This window comes from Streptomyces sp. NPDC007863 (assembly GCF_040633895.1).
GTDB lineage: Bacteria > Actinomycetota > Actinomycetes > Streptomycetales > Streptomycetaceae > Streptomyces.
On record NZ_JBEYEI010000018.1, the window covers coordinates 34584 to 60558 of the forward strand.

Below are 25975 nucleotides of genomic sequence, written 5' to 3' on the forward strand. Positions count from 1 at the left end.
CGGAAGGTCGTGATGGGAACATCAGAACAACGCGACGGCGGGCCGGGCAAGGGCGCCGTCCGCCTCGCGCTCCGCCATTACGGGGGAGAGATGACGCGGCTCCGGAAGGTGGCCGTGCCCGCGCTGCTGCTGCCGGCGCTCGGCAACATCGGGATCCTGTACCTCGCCCCCCTGGTGGTCGCCAAGCTCGTCGGCCGGGTCGCCGAAGGCGGCCCGGTCACCCTCGACTCGGTCCTGCCCTACGCCCTCGGCTTCGCCGGCGTCCTGCTGCTCGGCGAGGCGCTGTGGCGGGTCGGTTTCCACTGCCTCAACCGGCTCGACGCCCGGGGCATCGAGCACCTCTACGGCGTCGGCATGGACGAACTCCTCGCCAAGGACGCGGCGTTCTTCCACGACAACTTCGCCGGCTCCCTCACCAAGCGGGTCATCAGCTTCGCCGGCCGCTTCGAGGACTTCGTCGACACCCTGACCTTCCAGGTCATGGGCAGCCTCGTGCCGCTGCTGTTCGCCTCGGTCGTGCTCTGGCAGTACGACCCGCTGCTCGTCGTCGGCCTCCTGGTGATGATCGCCCTCACCGGCGTCTGCGTCTTCCCGCTGGTCCGCCGCCGCCAGCGGATCGTCGCCGACCGCGAGCAGGCCATCGCCCGGGTGTCCGGGCACGTCGCCGACGTGCTCACCAACATGGACAGCGTCCGCTCCTTCGCCGCCGAGGACCGGGAGGCCGCCGAGCACCGGGCCCGGGCCGCCGAGTCGCGCCGGATCACCCTGCGCTCCTGGGACTACGGCAACCTGCGCATCGACACCCTCGTCGCGCCCCTCTCCGTCGTCACCAACGTGATCGGCCTGGTGCTCGCGCTGATGCTGGGCGCGGGGGAGCGGGGCGTGGAGGCGATCATCGTGGCCTTCACGTACTACGCCAACGCCACCCGGATCATGTTCGAGTTCAACCAGATCTACCGGCGCCTGGAGAGCTCCATGACGGAGGCCGCCCAGTTCACCGAACTCCTCCTGGAGCCGCCGACCGTCGTCGACCCGCCCGCGCCCGAACCCCTCCGGGGCCGGTCGGGAGCGGTCCGCTTCGAGGGGGTGCACTTCGCCCACAAGGGCGCGGGGCCGCTCTTCGAAGGGCTCGACCTGGACGTGCCGAACGGCACCAAGGTCGGCTTCGTCGGCCGCTCCGGCGGCGGCAAGACCACGCTCACCCGGCTGCTGCTGCGGATGACCGACGTCGACACGGGACGGATCCTGATCGGCGGTCAGGACATCAGCCGGATGCGCCAGTCGGACCTGCGGAGCCTCATCGCCTCCGTACCGCAGGACCCGGCGATGTTCCACCGCACCCTCCGGGAGAACATCGCCTTCGCCCGGCCCGGGGCCACCGAGGCCGAGGTCCGCGCGGCCGCCGAGGCGGCCCACGTCACGGAGTTCGCCGACGCGCTGCCCGAGGGCTTCGACACCCTGGTCGGGGAGCGCGGCGTGAAGCTGTCCGGCGGCCAGCGGCAGCGGGTCGCGCTCGCCCGGGCGATCCTGCGCGACGCGCCCGTCCTCCTCCTCGACGAGGCGACCAGCGCCCTCGACTCCGAGAGCGAGCTCCTCGTCCAGGACGCGCTGTGGCGGCTGATGGAGGGCAGGACGGCGCTCGTCGTCGCCCACCGGCTCTCCACGGTCGCCGGGATGGACCGGCTGGTCGTCCTCGACCGCGGCCGGATCGTCGAGCAGGGCGGCCACCACGAGCTGCTCGCCGCGGAGGGCGCGTACGCGAAGCTCTGGCGGCACCAGTCGGGCGGCTTCCTCGACGAGGCCGAGGCCGACCGCACCGGCCCGGAGGCCACCGTGTCCCACTGAACCAGGAGCCGCCTCGCGCGGCTCCCACCAGCGGGTTCGTCCGCTCCGCCGGGCTCCGGGGGCTGCGGGCCGTGCGGGTGCGGACACGGTCCGCGTCTGCCAGCCTGGTGCCAGCGTGCCAAGCACAACGCCTTGACGGAAACCGTCCGTCCCACCGCCTCCGGGCGGTGGGACGGCGTACGACGGAAGGAGGCGGTCATGCTCATCGGCCACGCCTTCGAAGAGGGCGTCCTGCACCTGTCGCTCCCGGGCGACCTCGCCCTCACCAGCCGATCCGCCGCCGACCTGGAGGCCCAGGCCCTGGCCCACGCGCACCGGCCCCGGCTCGTCCGGGTCCAGCTCTCCACCGCCGACCCCTCGCCCGCCTCGCTGAGCGTCCTCTCCCGCGTCCGCCGCTTCTGCGAGAACGTCCGCATACCCCTCACCGTCGTGGGCCCGGTCCCGGCCGCCCTCCCGCAGCCCGAGGTGATTGATATGACTTAAGGGTCTTTTGTCCCTGTAAAGGCGTACCTCTTCGTTGCGACCATCGTGAGGGGAAGTCCACGGGGGAAACACGAGGAGGTCCTGTCGATGACCGGCACCACCACGCCGTACGGGGCGGGTGCCGCACCGGCACAGGGGAGCGGCACCGCCGTCTCCCCCCGGGTGATCGGGCTCGTTCTTGCCCTGGTCGCCGCGCTGTACGTGGTCGCACCCGCCATGAACACGGCCGTCGCCCCGCTCGTGCACACCGATCTCGGTGTCAGCGCCGAGGACGACGCCGTCGCCCAGATCGCCGGCGCCTGCCTGGCCATCGGCGTCCTGGTGGCCACCGGCCGCGCCGGCGACCTCAAGGGGCGGCGGGCCACCCTCTCCGCCGCGCTGACGGCCCTCTGCCTCGGCTCGCTCGTCCTCGCGCTCTCCTTCGACCCCGCCACGTACGTGCTCGGGCGGATCCTGGTGGCCGCCGCGCTCGCCGCCGTCTTCGTCTCCTGCCTCGCCTTCATGACCACCGTCTCCATGCCCGGCCGCATCCGCCGGATCATGGGCGGCTGGCTCGCCGCCATGTCCGTCGGCTTCGTCCTCGCGGTCAACCTCGCCCCGCACGCCGCCGTCCTCACCGGCTGGCGCGTCACCGCCGCCCTCATGGCCGTCGCCGCCGGCGCGGCCCTGGTGCTCGTCCGCCGACTGCTCCCCGAGACGGGGGCCCTCGCCCGCGAGGCGCTGCCCGACCCCGTCCGCACGGTCTCCCGCGTCCTGTGCGCCGTCGCCCTGGCGGCCGCCCTCCAGCTCGCCCCGCTCTGGGGCTGGCAGGACCACCGCGTCGGCGCCCTGCTCGCCGCCGCCGCGCTCGCCTGCGCCGTCGCACGGATGCGCGGCCTGCGCCGCACCTCCGAGCGCCGCCGCGCCGAGCAGGTGCCGGGCGCCGTGTGGACCGGGGCGCTCGTCGCCGGTCTCGCCCTCGGCTTCACCCAGGTCGTCCTCACCATGGCCGTGCCGGCGCTCGTCACCTCCGTCGGCTTCCCCGCGGCGACCGCGGCCCTGGTGCTCTCCTCCTTCGGGCTCGGCGGCGCGGCCGCCTGCCTGCTGATCCGGTACCGGGCCGTCTCCCCGCTGGCCGGCGCCTCCCTCGGCCTGCCGCTGGCCGCCCTCGGGCTCGCCCTGCTGCACGCCCTCGTCGACCACGCCTCGCACGCCCTCGCCGGCGGTTTCGCCGTCGTCACCCTCATCGGCTTCGGCACCATGCTGGCCACCGCCCCGCAGATGGCCCGCTTCCTCGCCGCCGTCCCCCGCCCCCACCTGGGCGTGAACGCGGCCCTGCTGCCCTCGGCGATCCTCGTCGGCACCGCCGCCGCCCAGGCCCTGCCCTACACCTCGGCCCTCGGCCCGATGCCACTGCCGGCCGAGGCCCGCGAACTGCTGTGGGTCGGCACGATCGTCGTCGCGGCCGCCGCGCTCGCCCTCGGCCGGCCCGTCGTCGCCCTCGCCGTGGCGGCCGCCTCGGTCCTCCAGTACGTGATGGTGGACGCCGACACCAGCCAGCCCATGAGCGTCATCGTGGCGCTCGGCGTCGGCGCCGCCGCCGGAGCCGTCGCCTGGTCGCGCCGCGAGCAGACCGAGCGGCTGACCCGGACCCGGGAGACCGCGACCGCCCTCCAGTGCGCCGTCCTCCACCCCATCCCGCCCCGCCTCGGCGACCTCCGGCTCGCCGGGCTCTACCGGCCCGCCACCGCCGGCACCGCCATCGGCGGCGACTTCCTGGAAGCCCTCGACACCCCCTACGGCACCCGCATCCTCATCGGCGACGTGCGCGGCAAGGGCCTCCAGGCCGTGCAGACCGTCACCGACCTGCTGGGCTGCTTCCGCAGCCAGGCACACGAGACCGAGGACCTCGGCGAGGTCGCCGCCGCCCTGGACCGGCAGGTCCGGCGGGCCGCCCTGGCCCGGTGCGACGAGGAGCTCTTCGCCACCGCCCTGCTGCTCCAGCACTCCGGCCCCTCCCAGGAGCTGCACGCCGTGAACTGCGGCCACCTCGCCCCGCTGGAGGTCGGCCCCGGCCACGCCCGCGAGCTGGACGTCCCCGCCGTGCTGCCCCTGGGCCTCGGGCTCCTCGACGCCGCCGGAGCCGTACGGCCGCACAGGCTCGCCCTCGACCCCGGCGCCACCCTGCTCACCCACACCGACGGCCTCAGCGAGGCGCGGAACTCCACCGGCGAGTTCTACCCCGTGGCCGACCGGCTCTCCGCCGTCGGCCGCCACACGCCCGACGAGCTGGTCAGCCACCTCGACGACGACGTCCGCGACTGGACCCACCACCTCACCGACGACATCGCCGTCGTCGCCCTCGGCCGCCGCTGAACGCCGGTCCCGGGATGCGGCGCGCCCGGCGCTGCCGTTGACTGGGGCCGACGCGCACGTGTGACCCGAGGGAGACCACGACATGACCGCACGCTGGGTACGGGGCGCCGCCGGCGGCCTGCTGGCGGGAGCCGTCCTGATGGGCACGGCCGGCTGCTCCGACGACGGCGACAACCCCGTCTCGGGGGCGGTCAGCGAGGCCGCCTCCGCCGTCGCCTCCGCAGCCGAGGGCCTCTCGGAGGCCGCATCCCGGGCGGTGAAGCAGGCCGAGGAGCAGATGGCGGAGATCAAGGACGGCGTCGACGCCAAGGACGAGGTGACGCTCGGCGACCCCGCCACCGACGCCGACGGCCGCACCACCGTCCCGCTCACCGTGAAGAACACCGACGACGCGACGCGGTCCTTCGCGGTCCAGGTGCAGTTCAAGGACGGCGACGGCAAGCTGGTCGACGCGGTCGTCGTGACCATCTCGGACGTCCCCGCCGGAAAGCCCGGCGACGGCACCGCCCGCAGCACGCACAAGCTCTCCGGCACCGTGACCCCGTCCGTCGCCTCCGCCCTGCGGTACTGACCGGCCCCGGCCGGGGGCTGCTGCGGAAAACCGGTACCGCCCCGGCCGTCCGGTGCGCAGACTCCTCCCATGACCGACATGGACGCCTTCCGGTCCGCCGTCGCCGCATGGGCGGCCGGTGGGACCGGCGACGCCGCGCGCGCACTCGCGGCGCGCCTGCCCGTGCACACCGTGGTGCTCCTCGAAGGGCGCAGCGACGTCGCGGCCGTCGAGACGCTGGCCGCCCGGCGGGGCCGCGACCTGGCCGCCGAGGGCGTCTGCGCGCTCTCCATGAACGGCGTCACCAACGCCGCCCGGCACGCCCGGCTCCTCGGCCCGCCCGGCCTCGGCCTGCGCCTCACCGGCCTCTGCGACGACGCCGAACGCGCCCACTACACCCGGGGCCTGGCGGCCGCCGGGGCCGACCCGGACGCCTTCTTCGTCTGCGTCGCCGACCTGGAGGACGAGCTGATCCGCGCCCTCGGCGTGGACCGGGTCGGCGAGCTGGTCGTGGCCGAGGGGGAGGGGCGGGCCCTGCGCACCTTCCTGAACCAGCCCGCCCAGCGCGACCGCAGCCCCCTGCTGCGGATGCGCCGCTTCCTCGGTACGACCTCGGGCCGGAAGATCCGCTACGGCCGGATCCTCGTCGAGGGCCTCGACCTCGCCCGCGTACCGGCTCCGCTCGACGGGCTCCTCGCCTCGCTCTGAGCGGTCCCGCCCGGTCCCGCCCGGTTTCGCCGGTCCCGCCCGACGATGGCGTCGTTGCCCCAGGTGGGCCAGTGGTGGGAGGCGAAGGCGACGTCGGCCTTGCCGTCGTAGAGGCCGATGGACTCGGTGAGGTAGCCGGCCCAGGCGTGCGCGTCGCGGACCTGGGCGCCGCGGAGGGTGAGGACGTTGTGCATCGTGTGGGTGGCGTTCTCGGCCGTGCAGACCGCGCGCAGGTCGGGGAAGAGGAAGTTCATCTCCTCCTGGGCCTCGGTCCCGGGCGTCATCTGGAAGCGGATCCGCACCCCGTCGAGGGTGACCTCCTCGCCGGTCGCCGTGATGGACCGGGTCGGCGGGATCAGTCCGACGGTGCCGAGCGAGACGCTCGGTCCGAGCCCGCAGCCGACCTGGGCGGCGGCGCCCCTGGGGAGGGTGGAGCCATACATGAAGGCGGCGCGGCGGGCCATGGCGGTGCCGACGTACACGTTCTCGCTGACCGCGTGCTCCATGAAGCCCTGGGGGCGAGGACGGGGACGCCGTCGGCGCCGTCCGGCAGGACGCCCCGGCAGCCGCCGAAGTGGTCGACGTGCGGATGGGTGTAGATCAGGGCGCGGACGGGGCGGTCGCCGCGGTGCTCGCGGTAGAGCGCGAGTGCGGCGGCGGCGGTCTCGGCGGAGATCAGCGGGTCGATGACGATGACGCCGGTGTCGCCCTCGACGAGGGGCATGTTGGACAGGTCCAGGCCCCTGACCGGGTAGATCCGCTCGGTCACCCGGTACAGCCCCTGGCGTGACAGGAGCCGGGCCTGGCGCCACAGGCTGGGGTCCACGGTGGCGGGCGTGCGGCCCTCGGCCTCGGCCTCGCGCACGAAGTCGTACGCCGCCGGGTCCCAGGCGATCCGGCCGTCGGCGGTGGTGACGGGGCCGCCGGTGAAGCGGCGACGAAGCCGCGGTCGGCGTCGGCGAAGTCGGCCACGTCGTCGTACGGCAGCCCGTCGGTCCGGGTGGGCGTGGGCGTGGCGGGGGACGGCGAGCCGTGGGCGGCCGGGACGGCCTGGGCGGTCTGGGGGTTGAGGGAGACGGCGGCAGCGGCGGCGCCCATGGTCGCCGCGACGCAGCCGCGCCGGTCGATCGGAGTCATGCCGTACGCACCCTTCCTGGTCGGGGCGCCCGCTATTGCAGTCGGACTGCAATACGCGTCAAGGGGTCGGTGGCACGCGGAAGGTCCGGGCGCCCGGAGAGGCGTCCGGCGTCCCGGCGGATGATCACTCCGTGGCGTCGGGCTCCCGCGCGCCGAGCAGGGCCCGCAGGGTGCGGGCGAGCGCGGCGCGGGCGGCCGCCTCGTCGAGGCCGCGGCGGGCGCGCAGGTGATCCCAGGCCGCCCAGGAGGAGGCGGCGTCGAGGGCGTCCAGGAGCCCGCCGGGGGCGTCGGCGGCCGGGACGGGGGCCAGCTCGGGGGCGAAGGCCGCCGCGAGGTCCGCGCGGAACCACGCGTCGCCCGCCGCCATCACCTCGCGCAGCCCGGGGGAGTCCGGCTCCAGGCCGAGGCCGATCCGGCGGATCGGGGTCATCACCTCGTACATCCGCCCGTGCTGGTCGAGGAGCGCCGCCACCTTGCGGGCCGTCCCCCACTCCGGTGGCACCGCCTCCGCGTGGGCGCGCCACCGCTCCGCCTGGCGGCGGGCGGCGGCCACGTACAGGGCCTCGCGGTCGGCGAAGTGCACGAAGACGGTCCGCTCGGAGACCCCGGCCCGCTCCGCGATCGCCTTGCGCGTCGGCTCCCGCCCGGTCTCGGCGACCAGCCGGAGCAGCGCGTCCACCAGCGCCCCGTACGTCCACTCCGGGTCCCGCCTCCGGCGCCGCGCCGCCCCCGTGCCGTTCCCGCCCGCCGTCTCGCTCACCGGCCCATGGTGACAGAGCGCCAGGACACCGCGGCGCGGGGCGGGCCCGCGGCCTCGGTCCGCGGGGGCGCACGGAACGCGCAGCGTGGCGCGCCGTGCTCCGTCCGGGCACCAAGAAGGGCGACGACTCCGGCGGACACGCCCCGGGGGACGCGTCGAGGTCCCGGCTTCGGGGTAAACAGAGACCGAACGCCTCCTCTCCCGAACGGACTTGTGCGCGTTGAGCATGCCACTCGGATCCCGTGTGCCAGGCAGGACCTGGACGATTCGCCTCACCGGCCACCACGACCACTCGGCGCGGGTCAGCTGCACCACCGCGGGCTGCCGCATGCCCGACCGCTCCAAGGACGTCCGCGCGCTGCGCGCCTTCGCCGCCGAGCACGTGCGGGCGCACGCCCGCCTCGCGACCCCGCGCCCGAACGCCGCGTGCGCCTGCGGCGGGGCCGGCTGCCGCCACCACCAGGCCCGGGCGCTCTGCTCGGGCCGCACCCTCCTCGTCCTCATCCACAACCCGGCCGTCGGCGAGGTGTGGACCCTCGCCGAGATCTGCGAGGCGTGTGCCCCGCTGATCACCCACGCCCGGATCGTGGCCCGCGCCGCGGGCCACGCCGAGCCCCGGCCGTCGGAGCGGGTCCCGGAGCCGCGCTCGGCCCCGGCCGCCCCCGCCGTCGCCGGCGGCCCGGGCGTCCCCGTCCTGTTCTCCTCCCCGGAGGCGGCCGGCGGCGCCACCGACTCCGCCGGCCCCCGCCAGGGCAGACGGCCCCGCCGGGGCGGCGGCCGCGGCAACCGTGCGGGCGGCGGCCGGTACTGACCCCGGAGGTACGGCTCCGAGGGCGGCCCGGCTACTCCTGCCGGGGCAGGAACGCCGGGCGCAGGGCCGGGTCGACCGGGTCGTAGTAGCGGTGGAAGACCGGCGTGGCCGCGCCCGACAGCGGCGGGACGATCCAGCTCCAGTCCGCCGGGGTCGGCCGGCCGTGCCGCCGCTCCCGCGCGATGTGGCGCAGGAAGCGCTCGGACTCGGTGTGGTGGTCCGCCATCGTCACCCCGTCCTCCTGGAAGGAGTGCAGCACCGCCACGTTCAGCTCCACCAGCGCCCGGTCCCGCCACAGCGTCCGCTCCGAGGAGCGGTCCAGGCCCAGCCTCTCCGCGACCAGCGGCAGCAGGTCGTACCGGTCGGCGTCGGCGAGGTTGCGGGCGCCTATCTCGGTGCCCATGTACCAGCCGTTGAACGGCGCCGCCGGATACCGCACCCCGCCGATCTCCAGGACCATGTCGCTGATCGCGGGCACCGCGTACCAGCGCAGCCCCAGCTCGGCGAACCACGCGTGCTCGGGATGGCGCAGCGCCACCTCCCGCACGGCCCCGTCCGGCAGTTCGTACCACTCCGGGCGGGCTCCGGGCCGCTCCCGCACCATCAGCGGCAGCACCTGGAAGGGCTCCTCCTCCCGCTTCCAGCCCAGCTCGCGGGCGAGGGCCGTGGCCGCCTGCGCCCGCGGGTCGCCGACCCAGCGGCCGTCGGCGGCGCGATGACCGGCGTACCGGACCAGCTGGTCGTTGACGATCCGGGGCGCGGGGCGGCCCGGCCGGTCCGGGGCGAAGACGGTGAGGACCGGGCGGATCCGCCCGCCGTTCTCCGCCGCCCGCAGGTGCTCGGCGCAGGCGGCCGCGATCCCGTCGGCGGACGACACCCCGCGCAGGTCCCGCACCACGAGGCTGTTCCAGTAGAGCCGGCCGATGCAGCGGGCCGCGTTGCGCCAGGCGACCCGGGCGCCGAAGGACAGCTCCTCCGGGGTGTGCTCGTAGGTGCCGGTACGGGCGATCTCGGCCCGCACCCGGCGGACCCGGGCTTCGGCGTCCCCGCTGCCGGGAACCTCGTCGTGGAACTGCCGGACGAACTCCTCCGCCTGCCGCCGGTCCACGCGGTCCGGCTCGCGCGGGGCGGCCGGCACCGCGGCGGGGGCGGGGGCGGGGGCCGCGACGGCGGCCGAGTACGGGCACGCGGCACCGGCGGGGGCGGCCGCGCGGCGACGGATCAGACTGAAGACCAAGGTGTTTCCTCCCTGGCCCCATGACTACCGGACGGAGTCGTCCGACTGTGGAGAGTGTTCGAAGCTCGCCGGGAAAGGCGGTCCGTCCTGGTATGGTGCCCGGCCCCGGTGCCTCACGGCGCGGTCAGGACGTCCTCGCGGACCCGCTCCAGGACCAGGCCCCCGTCGAGCCGGACCCGCGCCGTGACGACCGGCCGCCGGTTCCGGTACGCGTCCCACGCCGGTTCCAGCGCGCGCACCCGCTCCTCCGCCCGCTCCCGGCTCGCCGGCGGCATCTGGGCACCGAACGACTCCAGGAGCGAGACGAGACGCTCGTACTCCGCCGCCTCCGGGTCCGGCCGCGACTCCTCCGGAGCGTCGACCCGCTCGACGACCCCCTCCGCGCCCGCCCCGACCAGCAGCGCCCCGGCGACCGCGGCCGGCTCCTCGGCCGGGTCGCCGGCCACCGTGACCGTCCCGGTCACCCTCAGATCGACCGCGAGGCGCACCCGCAGGCCCTGTGTGAGCGTCATCCGGCCTTCTTAGCACGGCGAAGATCGTCCGGACGCGCGGGCCCGCTCCCGGCCGGCGCCCCGGAGCCCGGGGAGTGACGCCCCGCCCGCCCCGCTCGTTCTCGGTGCGTGCAGCAGCTCCGCATCCCCCGCAAGGGCCCGTCCGCCGCCATATCCGCCCCGCGTCCGTCCCGGGACGCCGCCGAGGCCGCGCTCGTCGAGCACTATCCCGCGCTGGCGCGCCTCGCCCATCTCGTCCTGCCGCCCTCGCTCGGCCGGCAGCGCCGCGTTCTCGCCGCGCACGCCGTGGTCCAGCGGGCCCTGCCCCGCGGCGGACCCGCCCGGACCGGCGTCCTGCCCAGCCCCCGCAGCCCCCGCGAGGAGGCCCACGCCTGGCTCCGGGCCCGGGTCGTCACCGGCGCCCTCACCGCGCGGCAGCTCCGGCTTCCGGCGCCGGCCCTGCCCCGCGTCACCGGGCTGCGGCTCTTCCCCCCTGCCGGCGGCGGCGACGAGCTCGCCCTCGACCGGGCCCTCGCGGCCGTCGCGCCGGAGGTCCGCGCCGCCCTGGGGCTCACCGTCCTCGAAGGGCTCGGCCCCGAGGAGACCACCGCCCTGCTGGCCGGAGCCGGGGTGACCGCCCCCGACCGGGCCCTCGCCTCCGCCGCGCGGCTGCGCGCGACCGTCCCCGGCGACCCGGCCGTCCTGCTGCGCGGACCCGAGTTCGACCCCTGCACCGTCCACCTCCGCCCCACCGACCTCCTCCGGCGCCGGCGCCGGAGCCGGGCCGCGGCGCTCGCGGCGGTCCTCCTCCTCGCCGCCCTCCCCACCGCCGGAGCGCTGCGCCCGGACGCGTCCGCCCCGCCCGCGACGGCCTCCGCCCCGGCCCCGGCCGCCGATCCGGCCGCCCTGCTCAGGGCCGACCCCGAGCGCTGGGCCGACACCTCCCGCGTGGACTTCACCGCCTGGCCCGCCCGAGGCGCCCGCACCGGCGACACGGCGCTCCTCGGCCGCGCGCTCACCGCCTGGGCAGGAGACGGCGTCCGCAAGGAGACCACCCCCCGCACCTCCGCCGCGCCACCGGCCGGGCCCCCCGCCCTGCTCTACGCGGGCGGGATCGACGGGGCGGCCGTGGTGCTGCTCCACGACGGCGGGCGGCTCGCCCGCTACACCGAACCGCCCGCCGGGGCGCCCGTCCTCGTCCTGGCCCGCGCGGACGACGCCGACGTCACCACCGCGGCCTCGGTCGTCCTGGCCCGCACCGGCGCCGGCACCCGCTACCTCCTCGCCCCGTGGATCGCCGAGGCGGGCGTACGTGACCTGGCCGCGCCGGCCGTCGCCGCCCGGGAGCTGGCCCTGGCACCGGACGGGGTCACCCCGCCCGTGCCCGCGCCCCCGCCGGCGGGGGCGGGCGGCTGCGGCGGGACCACCGTGCTCCAGCTGCGCTCCTCCGCCCGCATCGTCGAGGACCACGCCTTCCTCGTCGCCGACCTCGGGGGACTCGGCCCCGCGCACCTCGGCTGGACCCCGCTCCCGGCCCCCGGCGTGCCCTCCCGGCAGCCCCGCGAGGCCACCGGACCCCTCGGGCTCGCGGCATGGGCCCGGTCCGCCTGCCTCCTCGGCCCGCTCCGCGACGCGGGGGTGCGCTCCGTGAACCGCTGGGAGTTCGCCGAGCAGCAGCTGCCCGAGCGGGCCGGAAGGGCGTTGTGGGTGTGCGCCCGCGCCGAGACCTGGGAGGGCACCGGCCGGGCCGATGTCCTCCTGGAGACCCCGGCCCGCGCCCCGGAGGCCGTGCGTCCCCTGCTCTCGGTGCCCGACACCGCCGCCTGCGGGCGCTTCGGCCAGGACGTCCTGGCCGGAGGCCCGTGGACGGCGCCGTCCGGCGCCCGCTACCTGCTCGCGGCGGGCAGCCGTCACGTCGTCGGGATCACCGCCGACGGCGCCGTGAGGGCCCGTGCGCGGGGCCGGGTGTTCGCCGCCCGGGCCCCCGGGTCGGGCGCCACCGTCCTCGACGGGCGGCTTGCCGACGGCGGGGTGCTGCGGGGCTGGACGGCCGCCGGGGGGTGAGCGGGGCGGGCGCCGGTCGGTGTCGTGCCCGGAGGGCTCAGGACGGCAGGTTCTGCTCCGCCCAGACGACCTTGCCGCCCGAGGTGCGGCAGGAGCCCCAGCGGCGGCACAGCATGTTGACGAGCTGGAGGCCGCGGCCGCCCTCGTCGCTGAGGTCCGCGTGCTGGATCTGCGGCAGGTCGGGGCCGGTGTCGGAGACCTCCACGACCAGCCGCTCGCCGCGCAGCAGCCGCAGCTCGCCCGGCCCGTTCCCGTACCGCAGGGCGTTGCCGACCAGCTCGGAGACGACCAGCTCGCAGACGTCCGCGAGGTCGTCCAGGCCCCACTCGGCGAGCTGCCGGGTGACCAGGCGCCGCGCCTCGGAGGCGGCCCTGCCGTCGCCGGAGAGCGGCCAGACCCGCAGCCCGGTCCCCGCCTCCAGCGGCACCGCCCGCGCCGTCAGCAGCACCGCCTCGTCGAAGCGGCCGGGCCCGGCCGGGGCCACCGCGATCAGCCCGCCCTCCTCCAGGGCGCCGGGCGACAGGGCGAGCGCCGCCGAGCGCAGCCGCTCCAGCTGCTCCTCCAGGTCGGCCCCGCGCGCCTTCACCAGACCGTCGGTGTACAGCACGAGCCCGCCGCCCTCGGGGATCGTCACCGTCACCGGGTCGTACGGGATCACCCCGGCGCCCAGCGGCGCCCCGGCGGGCAGCGGCACGAACTCGGCCCCGCCGCGTCCGTCGAGGAGCAGCGGCGGCAGCAGTCCGGCACCGGCCAGGGTGCAGCGGGAGTCCGCCGGGTCGTAGACCGCGCACAGGAAGGTCGCGACCTGGTCGTCCTCCAGGTCGCGGGTGGCGAGGTCGAGCCGGGCGAGGACCCGCTCGGGCGCCATGTCGAGGGTCATCAGGGTGCGGGCGACGGCCCGGAGCCGGCCCATGGTGGCGGCGGCCGGCAGCCCCTGGCCCATGACGTCGCCGGCCATCAGGGCCGTACGCCCGCCGGGCAGGGACATCACGTCGTACCAGTCGCCGCCCACCGGGTGGCGGGCCGCCGACGGCGTGTACTCGGCGTGCACCCGGAGGCCGGGGGTGACGGGCGTGGCACGGGGGAGGAGGCTGCGCTGGAGCGAGACGACCCGCTCGCGCTCGCGGCCGTACAGCCGGGCGTTGTCGATGAAGACGGCGGCGCGGGAGGCCAGCTGCTCGGCGAGGGCGAGGTCGGTGGGGGAGAAGGGCGGGCTGCCGGCGCCGCGGACGAAGTCGGCGCTGCCGAGGAGCAGCCCCCGGGCGATCAGCGGCACCGCGAGGTAGCTGTGCACCCCCAGGGCGCGCATCTTCGCCGCGCCGCTCGCGGTCGGGGCGACGCGGGCGAAGTCCTCGTCGCGCATCCGCGCCACCAGGACGGGCTCGCCGCGCCGCAGACAGTACCGGTGGAGCAGGGTCTCGTGCCGTTTCTGGTCGCGCACATAGGTCTCGCCGACCGGCACGGCCTCCAGCGTGCTCATGGTGTCGACGGCGGAGAGCGCGACCGCCCGCATCGGGGGGACGCCCGTGCCGGTCCAGCGGGAGCCCTCCTCGCCGTGCAGGACGCTCTCCAGGATGTCGACGGCGGCCCCGTCGGCGAAGCCGGGGACGGTGAAGTCGGCCAGCTCCCGGGCGGTGCTCTCCAGGTCCAGGGTGGTGCCGATGCGGGTGCTCGCGGCGTTGAGCCAGGCGAGGCGTTCCTCGGCGCCGGGCGCGTCGAGCGGAATCGCGCCGTCGGCGCGGCGGCGTCGGGCGCGGAGCGCCGCGGACCGGTACACGGTCGAGGTGCGCACGGCCGAGACCCTGCCGGTCAGGCGCCGTCCGCCGCTGCCGCCGCTCACTCTTCCGGCCTCCAGGGGGGAACTCGACCAGGTGTGGTGCACAGTCTGCACCGGAACCCCGTCCGGCGCACCATCCGAACAGCAGCGGAATCGGAGTCGAACGGTAGCTCTGTCACATCCGCCGAACGGGTGAAACCTGTTCGGGGTGTCGTACGTCCTCTCCCCCGGGAACGCGCCGGAAGGCGCGGGGTCGCATCGGGAACGCGAGGATCGGAGGGCGCATGCGCCGGATGGGCAAGTACACCGCGCACGTGGCCGTGTTGGCGTCGGCGGTCGGCATCAGCCTGGCCGCGTGGGGGGCGACGGCACTGGTGGGGGAGGACGAGGCGGCCGTGCCGGGGGCGGGCGGCGCCGCCGCGCCGAAGCTCCCGGCGCAGCGGACGGGAGGGCCGGACAAGCCCGCGAAGCCGACGACCCGGGTGCCGGAGGGGATCGCGCACGCCGCCGAGGCGGGCGGACGGGCCGTCAACATCACCATCGACGACGGTCCCGACCCGCGCTGGACGCCGAAGATGCTCGACATCCTGAAGGAGAACGACGTCAAGGCCGTCTTCTGCATGATCGGCCCGCAGGCCAAGCGCCACCCGGACCTGGTGAAGCGGGTGGTGGCCGAGGGACACCGGCTGTGCGACCACACCATGACCCACGACACGGCCATGGACCGCAAGTCCGTCGCGTACCAGAAGCAGCAGATCCTCGACGCGCGGAAGCTGATCGAGGAGGCCGCCGGCGGGGTGGAGGTGCAGTACTACCGGGCGCCGGGCGGGGCGTTCACGCCCGACAGCAGGAAGATAGCCGCGGCCGCGGGCATGCGGCCGCTCGGGTGGAACGTCGACACCAAGGACTTCGAGCGGCCGGGCGCCGCCGCCATCGTGGCGACCGTGAAGAACGAGCTGTCCAACGGACCGACGATCCTCTTCCACGACGGCGGCGGCGACCGCTCGCAGAGCGTGACCGCGCTGCGGCAGGTGCTGCCGTGGCTGAAGGAGCAGGGCCGCACCTTCAGCTTCCCGGTGCGCACGGCCCCGGACACCCCGTGAGGGCCGGGGCCGCACGGCCCGTCAGCGCCTGACGGTGTCGTCGGTCTTGAGGTCCTCGACGGCCTCGTCGAACTCGTCCACCTCGTCGGGGCAGTACACCTGGAGGACGATCCGCTCGACCTCGACGGCCTTGGAGTCGGCGATGACCGGGCGGTTGCCGGGGCCGGGGGCCCCGGTGGTGAGCTGTTGGAGCCGGTACAGCGCCGTCTTCAGGGCGTTGCCGGGGTCCTCGCAGACCGGGCCGCCGTCGGTGCCGAGCAGCCGCTCGGCGGTCTCCTGGTCGGGGGCGGGGTAGCCCGCCTTCACCAGCTCCTCGCTGAGCTGTTCGGCCTTCTGCGAGGTCTCGGCGGTCCGCTTGAAACTGCTGTACCGGATGAGACCGGCGATCAGCAGGCCGACCAGGACCACGATGGCGCCCCAGTAGATCACCTTGTGCTCGGAGGCGAAGCGGGTCGGGCTCATGCGGTGTCTCCCTCGTCGGTGGCGGCGGCCTCGGCCGTCCGCCAGCTCGGCTTGCGCAGCTTCAGGAAGGCCCAGGGGATGAGCAGTCCGAGGATCACCAGGCCGCCGCCCACGATGAGGATGTACGACCAGACGCTGCCGCTGCCGAACTGCGAGGGCGGGACGAAGCCGATGAACATCGCCGCGAGCGAGGCCAGCAGGCCGACCGAGCAGATCAGCCCGAGGGCGGGCGCCCGGTAGCCGCGCGGATGGTCCGGCCGGAGCTTCCGCAGCCGCATCGCCGCGACGAACATCAGCAGGTAGACGATGAGGTAGACCTGCGTGGTGATGGTCGAGAAGATCCAGTAGACGCTGGAGACGTTCGGGATCAGCGCGTAGCCGAGGGCGATGACCGAGGTGACGACGCCCTGGGTGACGAGGATGTTCTGCTGGATGCCGAACTTGTTGAGCTTCTGCAGGAACGGCGGCAGGTAGCCCTCGCTGCGGGAGATCTCCAGGAGGCCCTTGGAGGGGCCGGCCAGCCAGGTCAGCATGCCGCCGAGGGAGGCGGAGATCAGCATGACGGCCGCGATCGGGGTCATCCAGCCGACGTCGAAGTACGAGAAGAAGGCGTCGAAGGCCTGCATGACGCCGGCGGTGAGGCTGAGCTGGTCCGCCGGGACGACCCAGCTGATCGCGAGGGCCGGGAGGATGAAGATCAGCAGCACCAGGCCCATCGCCAGGAACATCGACTTCGGGTACTCCTTCGCCGGGTTCTTCAGCGAGGAGACGTGCACCGCGTTCATCTCCATGCCCGAGTACGACAGGAAGTTGTTGACGATCAGCACGAGGCTGGCCAGGCCGGTCCACTGGGGGAGCAGGTGGTCGGCGTCCATCGGCGCCGCCGAGGGGTTGCCCTGGCCGAGGAAGACCATGCCGAGCACGACGAGGATGGTGCCGGGCACCAGCGTGCCGATGATCAGGCCCCAGCTGGAGAGCCCGGCGAGCGCCTTCGTGCCGCGCGAGGAGACCCACACGCCGGTCCAGTACAGGACCATGATGACGATCGCCGTGTACACGCCGTTCGACGCGAGCGAGGGATCGATGACGAACGCGATCGTCGAGGCCACGAAGGCCAGCAGGCTCGGATAGTAGAAGATCGTCATCGCGAACTGGCACCACACGGCGAGGAAGCCGAGCGGCTTCGACAGCCCCTCGGCCACCCACCGGTAGACACCGCCGGACCAGCCCGAGGCCAGCTCGGCCGAGACCAGGGCCGTCGGCAGCAGGAAGACGATCGCGGGCACCAGGTAGAGGAAGACGCAGGCGAGGCCGTACACGGCCATCGTCGGCGCGGCGCGCAGGCTGGCCACCGACGCGGTCGTCATCAGCGCCAGGGTCACCCAGGTGATGGTGGGCGGCGCGGTCGGGCGTGCCTCGGCACGGGATTTCGGCAGATCGGCCGGGACGTCCATCGAAGCCATGGGCCCCTCCCTGGGGAATCGGCGTGATCCGCCCCAGGCTGCGCCCCGCGGGCGGGCCGCGCAGCGCGGGAGCGCCGTTCGGGTGACGCCGGATGCCGGGCGGCGCTCGCCGGGAGATGCTGATCGCTCGTCACCCTTGACCGAGGAGGCGGACGTGGCGCGACCCGTGGGCGATCCGCAGGCGGCGGACGGCGACGCCGGGTTCGACCGGGTCGCCGGGTTCCTGACCCGGCTCACCCGGCTGCTGCTGCGGACCTCAGGCGAGGGCTCCGAGCTGATCGCGCGTGAGGTCACGGCGGCCGGCCGGGCGCTCGGCGCCGAGGTGTCCGTCCTCCTCGTCATGGACACCGCCACGCTGACCGTCACCGCCCCGGACGGGCGGGCCAGGACCGTCATCGTGCACGCCGCCCCCGAGGTGGCCCGCCTGGACCGGATCGCGGCGGTGAAGCCGCTGGTGGCCGACGTGGTCGCCGGACGCGCGGGGCCGGCGGAGGCGGACGCCCGGCTGGCCCGGATCGAGGCGGCGCCGGCGCCGTACCCCTGGTGGCTGAAGCTGGTCGGGATCGTGCTCTTCTCGCTGGGTTTCGCCCCGCTGATGCAGCCCACCTGGTACGAGCTCGGCACCACCGCCGTCCTGGCGACGCTCGCCGCGGTCCTCGCGGTGGCCTCCGACCGTGTCCCGCGGCTCGCCAGGGTGCTGCCGCTGGTCGCCTCGCTCGCCGTGTCGGTCGTGACGCTCGGGCTGTTCGCCGGCGATCCGGCGCACGGCGGGCCCGTCCTGCTGATGCTGCCCGCGCTGTTCTTCTTCGTGCCCGGCGACTACCTCAGCGCGGCCGCCGCCGAGCTCGGCGCGGGGCTGATCACCACCGGCGCCGTCCGGCTGGTGTACGCGGTCTTCCTGCTGGTCCAGCTCTGCGTCGGCGTCCTGCTCGGGGCGTACGTCACCGGCACCTCCACCACCGCGCTCTTCGACACGGCCGCGACGACCGACCTGCCCCGCTGGCTGCTCTTCGCCTCCTGGACCGTCTTCACCGTCGGCACCCTGCTCGCCTTCGCGATCCCGCGCCGCTTCTTCTGGCCCCTCCTCGCCCTGGTCTACCTGACGGTCGCGGTCCAGTCGGCGGCCACCAAGCTGATCGGCGAGACCGGCGGCACCTTCGTCGCGGCGGTGGTGCTCGCGGCGGTGGCGACGCTGGCCTCCCGGGGCCCGGAGCGGGCGCCCCGGCTCCTCCTCGTCCTGCCGGGCTTCTTCACCCTCACGGTCGGCTCGCTCGGCATGCGCGGGCTGACGACGCTGGCCGGCGGGCACGTGGTGGACGGCTTCTCGGACCTCCTGGAGCTCGTCCTGGTCGTCACCGCCATCGCGGTGGGACTGGTCCTCGGCGCCACCCTCGTGCCCGAGCGGAAGAGCGGGCCGGAACCGGGCCCGTAGGATCACCGGGACGTCCGGGTGAGCGAGGAGCGCGTGCAGTGACCGTCGTGGTGGAACCGAACCGTGCGGCCCTTCCGGAGCTGCTCGAACGGGATGAGGACGGGCAGCGGCTCGGCGCCCTGCTCTGGCGCCACGGACCCGGCTGGCGGGCCGTCAGCAGCGCGGTCCTCGGCGGCGGCATCGGGGAACGGGCCTGGGTGATGAACGTCCAGGTCGCCCACGGCTACACCCGCACCGACCCCGAGGCGCACCTCGCCGCGCTCGCCCGCCGCGCCGGACTCCGGGGGCCCGGCGTCGGCCTGATGACCGCCGCCGAGGTCACCCGGCGCGGGACCGCGGCCGACGGCGGCGTCGACGCCGTCGCCACCGCCGGCATAGAGGTGCGCGGCTGGGCGGCGGCCCCCGGAGCGGGGGTCCCCGGACCCCAGGCCCCCGGCACCGTCAACATCGTCGTCACCGTGCCCGCGCCGCTCACCGACGCCGCCCTCGTCAACGCGGTGGCGACCGCCACCGAGGCGAAGGTGCAGGCGCTGCTCGACGCCGGTCACGACTGCTCGGGGACCCCGACCGACGCGGTCTGCGTCCTCGCCCGCGCGCCCCGGCCCGGCGGCCCCGCCGAACCCTTCGCGGGACCCCGCTCGCTCTGGGGCGCGCGGCTCGCCCGGGCCGTCCACACGGCCGTCGGCGCCGCGCTGCCCGCCCTCAGCTGAGCGCGGCGACCTCGGCGAGCAGCGTCGCCCGGTCGATCGCGTCGCTCGCGGTGGCGGGGACCGTGCAGGCGTGGGCGCCGGCCACCGCCCCGTACAGGGCGCAGCGCTCCGGAGGTTCGCCGGTGAGCCGGCCGAAGAGGAAGCCGGCCGCGTAGGCGTCGCCCGCGCCGTTGGAGTCGACGACCGGGCCGCGCGGCGCCACCGCGGGGACGTGCAGCGGCTCGCCGCCCGCCCGCGTCAGCAGGTACGAGCCCTCCGCGCCGGCCGTGGCCACGGCCACCTCGGCCCGGCCGCGCTCCAGGATCCGCCGCAGGGTCGCCACCGGGTCGGCCAGCGCCGTCGCCGAGACGAAGACGACGTCGGCGCCGTACGCGAGCGTCTCGTGGTACGGGTTCTCGCCGTCCCAGTTGTGCAGGTCCGTCGAGACGCCGATCCCCGCCTCCCGCAGCAGCGGCAGGGTGAAGGCGCAGGGGTACGTGATCGAGACGTGGGCGTGCCGGCTGGCCGCGGCGAGCTTGCGGACCAGGTCCTCCGGGAGGCGGTCCGACTCCCGGGTGCGGCTGTCGTCGTAGAGGGAGAGCCGGCGGCCGTCGGGGCTCACGAGGTTGACGGCGCGCCGGGTGCCGGCGGGCTGCGGGACCTCCGTGAACTCGATGCCGCGGTCGCGGTGGAAGGCGCGGACCAGGTCGCCGGCGTGGTCGTCGCCGAGCAGGTCGATGTGGTGGGTGCGCAGCCCCAGGGAGCTGACGCCGAGCGCCACGAAGTCACCGGTCTGGCCCGCCCGGGCCTCGATTCCGGGGCGGATCATGTAGCTGTCCGCGTACGGGAGCGGGAGCTCGGGGACGTACACGATGGTGTCGACACCCGCCCCTCCCAGGACGAGGACGTCGTACGCGTGGCTCATGCTTCCCCTCTCGTTCATGCTTCCCCTCATCGTTCGTGGATCCCAGGTCCCGCGCGTGGATTCCGGGCGAGTCAACCAGCCCCGCCACCGGCTCCGCAAGATCTTGCGGAAACTTGCAGCGAGGAGAGGGGGAAACGCGCGGTGGCCCGCTCCCCGAGGGGAACGGGCCACCGCGGCACGGGCGTTCGGGCGTCAGGCGAGGACGACCGGCAGCTCGAAGAGGTCGTTCTGGGTGACGACCGGCTTGTTCCTCAGCTCCTCGCGCGGCACGGCGAGCCGCAGCTCGGGGAAGCGGGCGTACAGCGCCGGGAGCGCCACCGAGGCCTCCAGGCGGGACAGCGCCGCGCCCGGGCAGACGTGCGGGCCGTGGCCGAAGGCGATGTGCCGGACCGACTCGCGGGTGACGTCGAAGTCGCCCGCCGTCGGACCGTGCTGGAGCTCGTCCCGGCCGATCGCGCCGTGCGACACGATCAGGCCCTCGCCCTTCGGCAGGATCCGGTCGCCGACCTGGATGTCCTCGCTCGCGAAGCGGATGAGGACGTGCGAGGTGGGCGTCGACCAGCGCAGGGCCTCCTCGATCACGTTCTCCCACGGCACCTCGCCCTTGAGCACCAGGGCGCGCTGCTCCGGGTGGGTCTCCAGGGCGACCACGGCGTTCACGATGAGGCTGATGGTCGTCTCGTGACCGGCGGCCACCATCAGCTGGAGGGTGTTGGTGATCTCCTCCGTCGAGAGCCGGTCGCCGTCCTCCGAGGCCTCGATCAGCGCGCTCGTCAGGTCGTCGCCGGGCGACTCCTTCTTGCCCGCCACGATCCCGGCGAAGAGCGCCCCGAGGTCCGCCATCATCTGCGGCACCTCCTCCGGGGGCGTCTGCGTCGAGAAGAACTTCTCGAACAGCGCCTTCATCCGCGGGTGGTCCGCCGCGTCCACGCCCATCAGCTCGCCGACCACGTTCATCGGCAGCGGGTAGGCGAACTCGGCCTTCAGGTCCACCGTCCCGCCCGCCGGGCGCTCCGCCAGCCGGTCGAGCAGCCCCGTCGTCAGAGTCTCGATGCCGGCGCGCAGCCGCTCCACCCGGCGCGCGGTGAGCGCCTGGGCGACCAGCGTGCGCAGCCGGCGGTGCTCCTCGCCGTCGACCGTCAGCATCGACCTGCCCGGGTTGGCGAGGCCGATCAGCGGCCAGTCGAGCGGTATCTCGCCGCGCTGCCAGGCCCCCCACTGCTCGATGTCCTTGACGAGCCGGGCGTCGGTGAGGAGCGCCCGGGCCTCGGCGTGCCGGGTGACGGCGTAGCAGGACACGCCGCCGGGCAGGACCACGCGGGCCAGCGGACCGGCCTCGCGGAGGCGGGCGCCCTCGCCGTCGAGGTCCGTGACGAACGGGTCGAGGACGACGGGCTCGCCGCCCGCGGTGTGGTCGATGGGGCAGGTCATGCGGTCCCTCCAAGGGCGGGGGTCGGGGTGTACGTCACCGGCAGCGCGGAGAGGCCGCGCAGCCAGGGGGAGGGGCGACGGGTCAGGGAGGTCTCGGCGACGGCGAGGTCGACGTCCGGCAGCCGGTCGAGCAGCACCTCGATGCCGGTCCTGGCGACGGTCTCGGCGACCTCCTGCGCGGGGAACGGGCAGCGGTGCTCGCCGTGGCCGAAGGAGAGGTGCGCGTTGTTGCCGCCGGTGAGGGCGCCGGCGTCGGCCCGGACGTGCGGGTCGGCGTTGGCGGCGGCGAGCCCGAGCAGCACCAGGTCGCCGCGGCCGATCTGGCGGCCGCCGAGGTGGGTGTCGCGCGAGGCCCAGCGGCCGGCGACGTTCTGTGTGGGCGTGTCCTCCCACAGCACCTCGTTCATCGCCTCGCCGACGCTGTGCCGGCCGCCGGAGAGCGAGGCGGCGAAGCGGTCGTCGGTCAGCATCAGGCGCAGCGAGTTCCCGATCCAGTCGGCGGTCGGCTGGTGGCCGGCGGCCATCATCACCATGAGGTCCTGGGCGACCTCCTCGGCGGTGAACCCGGCGGTGTTGCCGAGCATCCGCGAGGCGACGTCGTCCCCGGGCGTCTCCGCCTTGGCGGCGAGCAGCGCCACCATCGACTCGGCGAGGTGCCGCTGCCCGGCCAGCGCGCCGGGACCGCCGTTGATCATGTCGTTCATGGCGGTCACGAGCCCCGGGCCCTGCTCGTCGGCGAAGCCGTAGATGCTGGCGAGCACCCGGACCGGCAGCAGCATGGCGTACTCGGCGATGATGTCGCACTCGCCCTTGCCGCACAGCCCGTCGATGAGCTCGTCGGCGAACCGCTCGGCGCGCCGCCGCAGTTCGAAGGGGTCGACGGATTCGAGGGCGGAGGAGATCATCCCGGCCCGCTCGCGGTGGCGCTCGCCCACCGTGTAGAGGATCGACGGCTGCTTGCGGCCGATCATCGGCAGCAGCGGCCAGTCGGCGGGGATCGCGTCCCACTGGTTCCACAGGTCGGAGTCGCGCGAGAAGAGCACCGGGTCGCTGGTGACCTGGTGCAGCTCTCGGTAGCCGAGGACAAGCCAGGCGGGCACGTCGCCGTCGAGGACGACCGGGGCGACCGCCCCGTGGTCCCGCCGGATGCGCCGGTACAGCTCGACCGGGTCGGTGTGGAAGCGCGGACCGCTCAGCGGGACCGGCGCGGGCTCGGCAGGGTTCACGGGGCGGGCTCCGGGACGGGCCGCCGACCGCGCTCGGGGTCGGCGGCGACGACGTGCTTCAGGTGTTCGACGAGCGCGATGAGGACCTGCTTGCTGGACTCCCGGGACCGGGCGTCGCAGAAGACCAGCGGGACCTCGTCGGAGAGGTCGAGGGCGTCGCGGATCTCGGCGGCGGTGTGCGCGGGCCCGCCGAAGTCGTTGCAGGCGACGACGAACGGGGTGCCGTGGTGCTCCAGGCGGTCCACGGCGTACCAGGAGTCCGAGATCCGCCGGGTGTCGACCAGGACGACCGCCCCGAGCGTCCCGGAGAAGAGCCGGTCCCACAGGAACCAGAACCGCTCCTGCCCGGGCGCGCCGAACAGGTACAGCACGTTGTGCGCGTCGAGCGAGATCCGGCCGAAGTCGAAGGCGACCGTCGTGGCCGTCTTGGCGGCGACGCCGACGGTGTCGTCGATGTCCTCGCCCGCCTGCGACATGGTCTCCTCGGTGTTCAGCGGACGGATCTCGCTGACCGAGCGGACCAGGGTCGTCTTGCCGACTCCGAAGCCGCCGACGACGACGATCTTCAGGCCGTTGTCGGCGGTGCTGCTCAGGGCCGGTTGCTGCTCAGAGATTGCGGAGTCCAACGAGCACCTGCTCCAGGATGTCGTGATCGGGAAGGCGGTACGAGGCGGGGCGCGGGTGCCGCGCGCTGATCCGGCCGGTGTCGTGCAGATCGGCCAGGAGGATCCTGGTGATCGACACGGGCAGCCCGAGCCCGGCGGCCACCTCCACCACGGCGGTGGGGAAGCGGCACATCCGCAGGATGGCGGCGTGCTCGGACTGCATGCCGGGCACCGGATCGCTCTCCGCGACCACGAGCGTGACCACGTCGAAGGCGGTGGACCCGGAGCTGCTGCGGCCGCCGGTCAGGGTGTAGAGCCGGTCGGGGGAGTCGTCGCGACCCGGCCTGGCGCGGCTCATCCCCGCGGCCTCGCGACGAGGTGCTCGCCCAGCTGCTCGACCAGTTCGGTCATGTTGTGCCCCACGAGCCCGGCGTCGGCGTCCTCGTCGGCGACGAGCGCGAGGTGGGCGCCCTCCCCGGCCTCGACGATGAAGAGGATCCCGCCGTAGAACTCGGCCATCGCGGAGCGGACCCCGCCGGTGCCGTCGCCGAACTCCACGGACGCGCCGTGGGACAGGCTCTGGATGCCCGCGGCGATGGCGGAGAGCTGGTCGGCCTGGTCGACGGAGAGCCCGGAGGTGCGGCAGAGCTTCAGGCCGTCCCGGGAGAGCACCAGGGCGTGCCGGGTGCCCGGGGTCCGTTCGAGCAGACCCTCCAGGAGCCAGCTGAGCTTGTCGTCGGTGGTCGTGCCGGTCATCGCGGATTGCCTTCCGAATGGGGGTCGTTCGAGGACGGCGTCGTCTGTTCCGCCGAGGGGCCGGCCGCCGCGGCGGGGCCCGGGGCGGGGGTGCCGCCCGGCTTCGGCTCGGTGCCGCGCAGGGCGCTCTGGAAGCCGCCGAAGCGGGCCGAGGCACGGGACGCCTCGCCGGTGCGGGGCGCGGCCGGGCGGGGCGGCTCGGCCGGGGCCTTCTCCTGGTGGGCGGCGAGGGTCCGGCCGCGCCGGCGGCGCGGCAGCAGGGTCCCGTCGCCGTCGCCGACGGCCGGGGTCTCGGGGTCGGCCTCCGGGGCGGCGGCCGGCGTGGCGTCGGGGGCGGTGCGGGGGGCGGGCAGGGGGAGCGGCGAGGCGGCCTTGGCGGGCTGCGCCGCCGTCTCGGCGCCGCGGCTGACGATCTCCTGGGGGATCATCAGGACGACGCCGGTGCCGCCGCGGGCGGAGGGCCGGAAGGAGACCGACAGGTTGTGCTTGCGGGCCAGCCGGCCGACGACGTGGAGGCCGAGACGGGTGCCGGAGAGGCCGGCCAGGTCCTGGGTGCTCGCGTCGACGGCGGCCTCGGCGCGCCGCAGCTGGACGTCGCTCATGGTCAGGCCGCTGTCCTCGACGGTGATGACGACACCGGCTGGGACCTCCTCCACGTAGACGTGGACCTCGGCGCTCGGCGGGGAGAAGTTCGCGGCGTTGTCGAGGAGCTCGGCGAGCGCGTGCATGACGCCCTCGGCGGCGTGGCCGGCGACGGCCGCCTCGCACTTGGAGTGCAGCCGGACCCGCTGGTACCCGGCGATGCGGCCCATGGCTCCGCGCAGGATCGACTCCATGACGATGGGCCGGGCCCAGCGGCGGCCGGAGCGGGCGCCGGTGAGCACGGCGACGGAGTCGGCGAGCCGGCCCGCCTGCGCGGTGCGGTGGTCGAGGTGGAGGAGGTCGGCGAGGACGTCCTCGTCGGCGTGCCGGTGCTCCATCTCGCGCAGGTCGGCCATCATGCTCGTGGCCAGCGCCTGCATGCGGCCGGCCGCGTTGGCGGCGGCGGCGAGGGCGGCGGAGCGGGCGGACTCGGCGCGGCGCAGCCGCTGCTCGAGACCGGCGACCGCGGCCGCGTGGCGGGCGGCGAGCCGCTCGGCCTCGGCGCGCTGGGTGCGCACGAGCTCGTCGGCACGGGCCGTGTGGGCGGCCGTCTCCGCCGCGGCCTGAGCCTCGTGACGCTCCTTCAGGGCCGCGGCCTCGCGTTCGGCGGCGGCCTGGCGCTGGGCGGCGTAGGTGTCCTGGGAGGCGACCTGCGCGGTCAGCCGTTCGGTCTGCTTCGCGAGTCCGCGGGCGGTGCGCGCGTACCAGGTGACGGCGAAGGTGGCGGCGGCGAGCAGCAGCACGCCGCAGGCCGCGAACCAGGCCAGCGAGGACCGGACTTCGGTCGGTGCGGCGCTCGTCGCGGCGGCGGTGAGCGCACCGCCCGCGGCGAGGGTCAGCAGCGAGGTGATCAGGGCAGGGCGGAACGGGGTGGGCGACGCCGACATCAACCGGACTCTCGAGAGGCAAGCACAGGGGACGTTCGGAACGACCGCACTATAGAGGCGTTGTTGATCGGTTCGAAACTCAACTTGACTGGATCGGTATCCGGAGTGACACAAAACCTTCCAAATGGGAGTCGCT

Annotated in this window: 23 protein-coding genes and 1 pseudogene; 10 read left to right on the forward strand and 14 right to left on the reverse strand. The window is 75.1% G+C overall.

The features are described from left to right. Window positions 1-12 precede the first annotated feature (12 nt). The 5 genes from ABZ621_RS26340 (at window position 13) to ABZ621_RS26360 (ending at window position 5941) form a co-directional block, all read left to right on the forward strand. Window positions 13-1845, forward strand: coding sequence for an ABC transporter ATP-binding protein (locus tag ABZ621_RS26340; protein ID WP_360608643.1), 1833 nt, complete (start codon window positions 13-15; stop codon window positions 1843-1845). A gap of 198 nt (window positions 1846-2043) precedes the next feature. Continuing rightward, window positions 2044-2328 carry a hypothetical protein gene (locus ABZ621_RS26345; protein WP_360608645.1) on the forward strand — a complete coding sequence of 95 codons (285 nt, stop codon included), beginning with the start codon at window positions 2044-2046 and terminating at the stop codon, window positions 2326-2328. 87 nt (window positions 2329-2415) lie between these two features. Beyond that, the gene (locus ABZ621_RS26350) at window positions 2416-4683 is read left to right on the forward strand and encodes a SpoIIE family protein phosphatase (RefSeq protein ID WP_360608647.1); all 2268 of its coding nucleotides are present in this window, start codon (window positions 2416-2418) and stop codon (window positions 4681-4683) included. Window positions 4684-4765: 82 nt separating this feature from the next. Further along, window positions 4766-5254 (forward strand): hypothetical protein, encoded by a 489-nt coding sequence (locus tag ABZ621_RS26355; protein WP_360608649.1) that lies wholly within the window; start codon window positions 4766-4768, stop codon window positions 5252-5254. Window positions 5255-5323: 69 nt separating this feature from the next. Next, complete coding sequence (locus tag ABZ621_RS26360; protein ID WP_360608651.1) at window positions 5324-5941, forward strand: TOPRIM nucleotidyl transferase/hydrolase domain-containing protein; 618 nt, start codon at window positions 5324-5326, stop codon at window positions 5939-5941. A 41-nt stretch (window positions 5942-5982) separates the two neighbouring features. Here ABZ621_RS26360 and ABZ621_RS26365 read toward each other — a convergent pair. Together ABZ621_RS26365 and ABZ621_RS26370 are read right to left on the reverse strand one after the other, a co-directional pair. Continuing rightward, window positions 5983-7078: pseudogene (locus ABZ621_RS26365) on the reverse strand (MBL fold metallo-hydrolase); the annotation flags it as partial. Window positions 7079-7202: 124 nt separating this feature from the next. Beyond that, complete coding sequence (locus ABZ621_RS26370) at window positions 7203-7838, reverse strand: TetR/AcrR family transcriptional regulator (RefSeq protein WP_360608653.1); 636 nt, start codon at window positions 7836-7838, stop codon at window positions 7203-7205. A gap of 244 nt (window positions 7839-8082) precedes the next feature. Between ABZ621_RS26370 and ABZ621_RS26375 the strand changes: the two genes are divergently transcribed. Continuing rightward, window positions 8083-8649: a hypothetical protein gene (locus ABZ621_RS26375; RefSeq protein WP_360608655.1), complete on the forward strand. Its 567-nt coding sequence runs from the start codon at window positions 8083-8085 to the stop codon at window positions 8647-8649. Window positions 8650-8680: 31 nt separating this feature from the next. Here ABZ621_RS26375 and ABZ621_RS26380 read toward each other — a convergent pair whose 3' ends face one another. Both ABZ621_RS26380 and ABZ621_RS26385 read right to left on the reverse strand, forming a co-directional pair. Beyond that, complete coding sequence (locus ABZ621_RS26380; protein ID WP_360608969.1) at window positions 8681-9757, reverse strand: nitric oxide synthase oxygenase; 1077 nt, start codon at window positions 9755-9757, stop codon at window positions 8681-8683. Window positions 9758-9999: 242 nt separating this feature from the next. Then, on the reverse strand, window positions 10000-10398 hold the full coding sequence (locus ABZ621_RS26385) for a hypothetical protein (RefSeq protein ID WP_360608657.1): 399 nt from the start codon (window positions 10396-10398) through the stop codon (window positions 10000-10002). Between the two features lie 108 nt (window positions 10399-10506). Here ABZ621_RS26385 and ABZ621_RS26390 point away from each other — a divergent pair, with 108 nt between their 5' ends. Then, on the forward strand, window positions 10507-12441 hold the full coding sequence (locus tag ABZ621_RS26390; protein ID WP_360608658.1) for a hypothetical protein: 1935 nt from the start codon (window positions 10507-10509) through the stop codon (window positions 12439-12441). 37 nt (window positions 12442-12478) lie between these two features. On the opposite strand, the gene ABZ621_RS26395 is transcribed toward ABZ621_RS26390, so the two are convergent. Beyond that, a complete protein-coding gene (locus ABZ621_RS26395; protein WP_360608971.1) occupies window positions 12479-14281 on the reverse strand; it encodes a SpoIIE family protein phosphatase in 1803 nt (600 codons plus the stop codon). 221 nt (window positions 14282-14502) lie between these two features. Here ABZ621_RS26395 and ABZ621_RS26400 point away from each other — a divergent pair, with 221 nt between their 5' ends. After that, complete coding sequence (locus ABZ621_RS26400) at window positions 14503-15321, forward strand: polysaccharide deacetylase family protein (protein WP_360608660.1); 819 nt, start codon at window positions 14503-14505, stop codon at window positions 15319-15321. A gap of 21 nt (window positions 15322-15342) precedes the next feature. Here ABZ621_RS26400 and ABZ621_RS26405 read toward each other — a convergent pair whose 3' ends face one another. After that, window positions 15343-15783: a hypothetical protein gene (locus tag ABZ621_RS26405; protein ID WP_360608662.1), complete on the reverse strand. Its 441-nt coding sequence runs from the start codon at window positions 15781-15783 to the stop codon at window positions 15343-15345. Then, complete coding sequence (locus ABZ621_RS26410) at window positions 15780-17246, reverse strand: APC family permease (RefSeq protein WP_360608664.1); 1467 nt, start codon at window positions 17244-17246, stop codon at window positions 15780-15782. The genes ABZ621_RS26405 and ABZ621_RS26410 overlap by 4 nt, the downstream gene beginning before the upstream one ends. Before the next feature lie 154 nt (window positions 17247-17400). On the opposite strand from ABZ621_RS26410, the gene ABZ621_RS26415 reads away from it, so the two are divergent. Next, window positions 17401-18678 (forward strand): threonine/serine exporter family protein, encoded by a 1278-nt coding sequence (locus tag ABZ621_RS26415; RefSeq protein ID WP_360608666.1) that lies wholly within the window; start codon window positions 17401-17403, stop codon window positions 18676-18678. Between the two features lie 38 nt (window positions 18679-18716). Continuing rightward, on the forward strand, window positions 18717-19388 hold the full coding sequence (locus ABZ621_RS26420) for an adenosylcobinamide amidohydrolase (protein ID WP_360608668.1): 672 nt from the start codon (window positions 18717-18719) through the stop codon (window positions 19386-19388). Here the strand turns inward: ABZ621_RS26420 and ABZ621_RS26425 are convergent. The 7 genes from ABZ621_RS26425 to ABZ621_RS26455 form a co-directional block, all read right to left on the reverse strand. Continuing rightward, window positions 19381-20292: an adenosine kinase gene (locus tag ABZ621_RS26425; protein WP_360608973.1), complete on the reverse strand. Its 912-nt coding sequence runs from the start codon at window positions 20290-20292 to the stop codon at window positions 19381-19383. The two genes, ABZ621_RS26420 and ABZ621_RS26425, sit on opposite strands and share 8 nt — an antisense overlap. A 192-nt stretch (window positions 20293-20484) precedes the next feature. Continuing rightward, window positions 20485-21723, reverse strand: coding sequence for a cytochrome P450 (locus ABZ621_RS26430; RefSeq protein ID WP_360608670.1), 1239 nt, complete (start codon window positions 21721-21723; stop codon window positions 20485-20487). Next, complete coding sequence (locus ABZ621_RS26435) at window positions 21720-22949, reverse strand: cytochrome P450 (protein ID WP_360608672.1); 1230 nt, start codon at window positions 22947-22949, stop codon at window positions 21720-21722. The genes ABZ621_RS26430 and ABZ621_RS26435 overlap by 4 nt, the downstream gene beginning before the upstream one ends. Continuing rightward, a complete protein-coding gene (locus ABZ621_RS26440) occupies window positions 22946-23575 on the reverse strand; it encodes an ATP/GTP-binding protein (RefSeq protein ID WP_360608674.1) in 630 nt (209 codons plus the stop codon). Before ABZ621_RS26440 ends, ABZ621_RS26435 begins: the two co-directional genes overlap by 4 nt. Beyond that, the gene (locus tag ABZ621_RS26445) at window positions 23556-23912 is read right to left on the reverse strand and encodes a DUF742 domain-containing protein (RefSeq protein WP_360608676.1); all 357 of its coding nucleotides are present in this window, start codon (window positions 23910-23912) and stop codon (window positions 23556-23558) included. Before ABZ621_RS26445 ends, ABZ621_RS26440 begins: the two co-directional genes overlap by 20 nt. Beyond that, complete coding sequence (locus ABZ621_RS26450) at window positions 23909-24310, reverse strand: roadblock/LC7 domain-containing protein (RefSeq protein WP_043225763.1); 402 nt, start codon at window positions 24308-24310, stop codon at window positions 23909-23911. The genes ABZ621_RS26445 and ABZ621_RS26450 overlap by 4 nt, the downstream gene beginning before the upstream one ends. Then, the gene (locus tag ABZ621_RS26455; protein ID WP_360608679.1) at window positions 24307-25839 is read right to left on the reverse strand and encodes an ATP-binding protein; all 1533 of its coding nucleotides are present in this window, start codon (window positions 25837-25839) and stop codon (window positions 24307-24309) included. The genes ABZ621_RS26450 and ABZ621_RS26455 overlap by 4 nt, the downstream gene beginning before the upstream one ends. Between the last annotated feature and the right edge of the window lie 136 nt (window positions 25840-25975).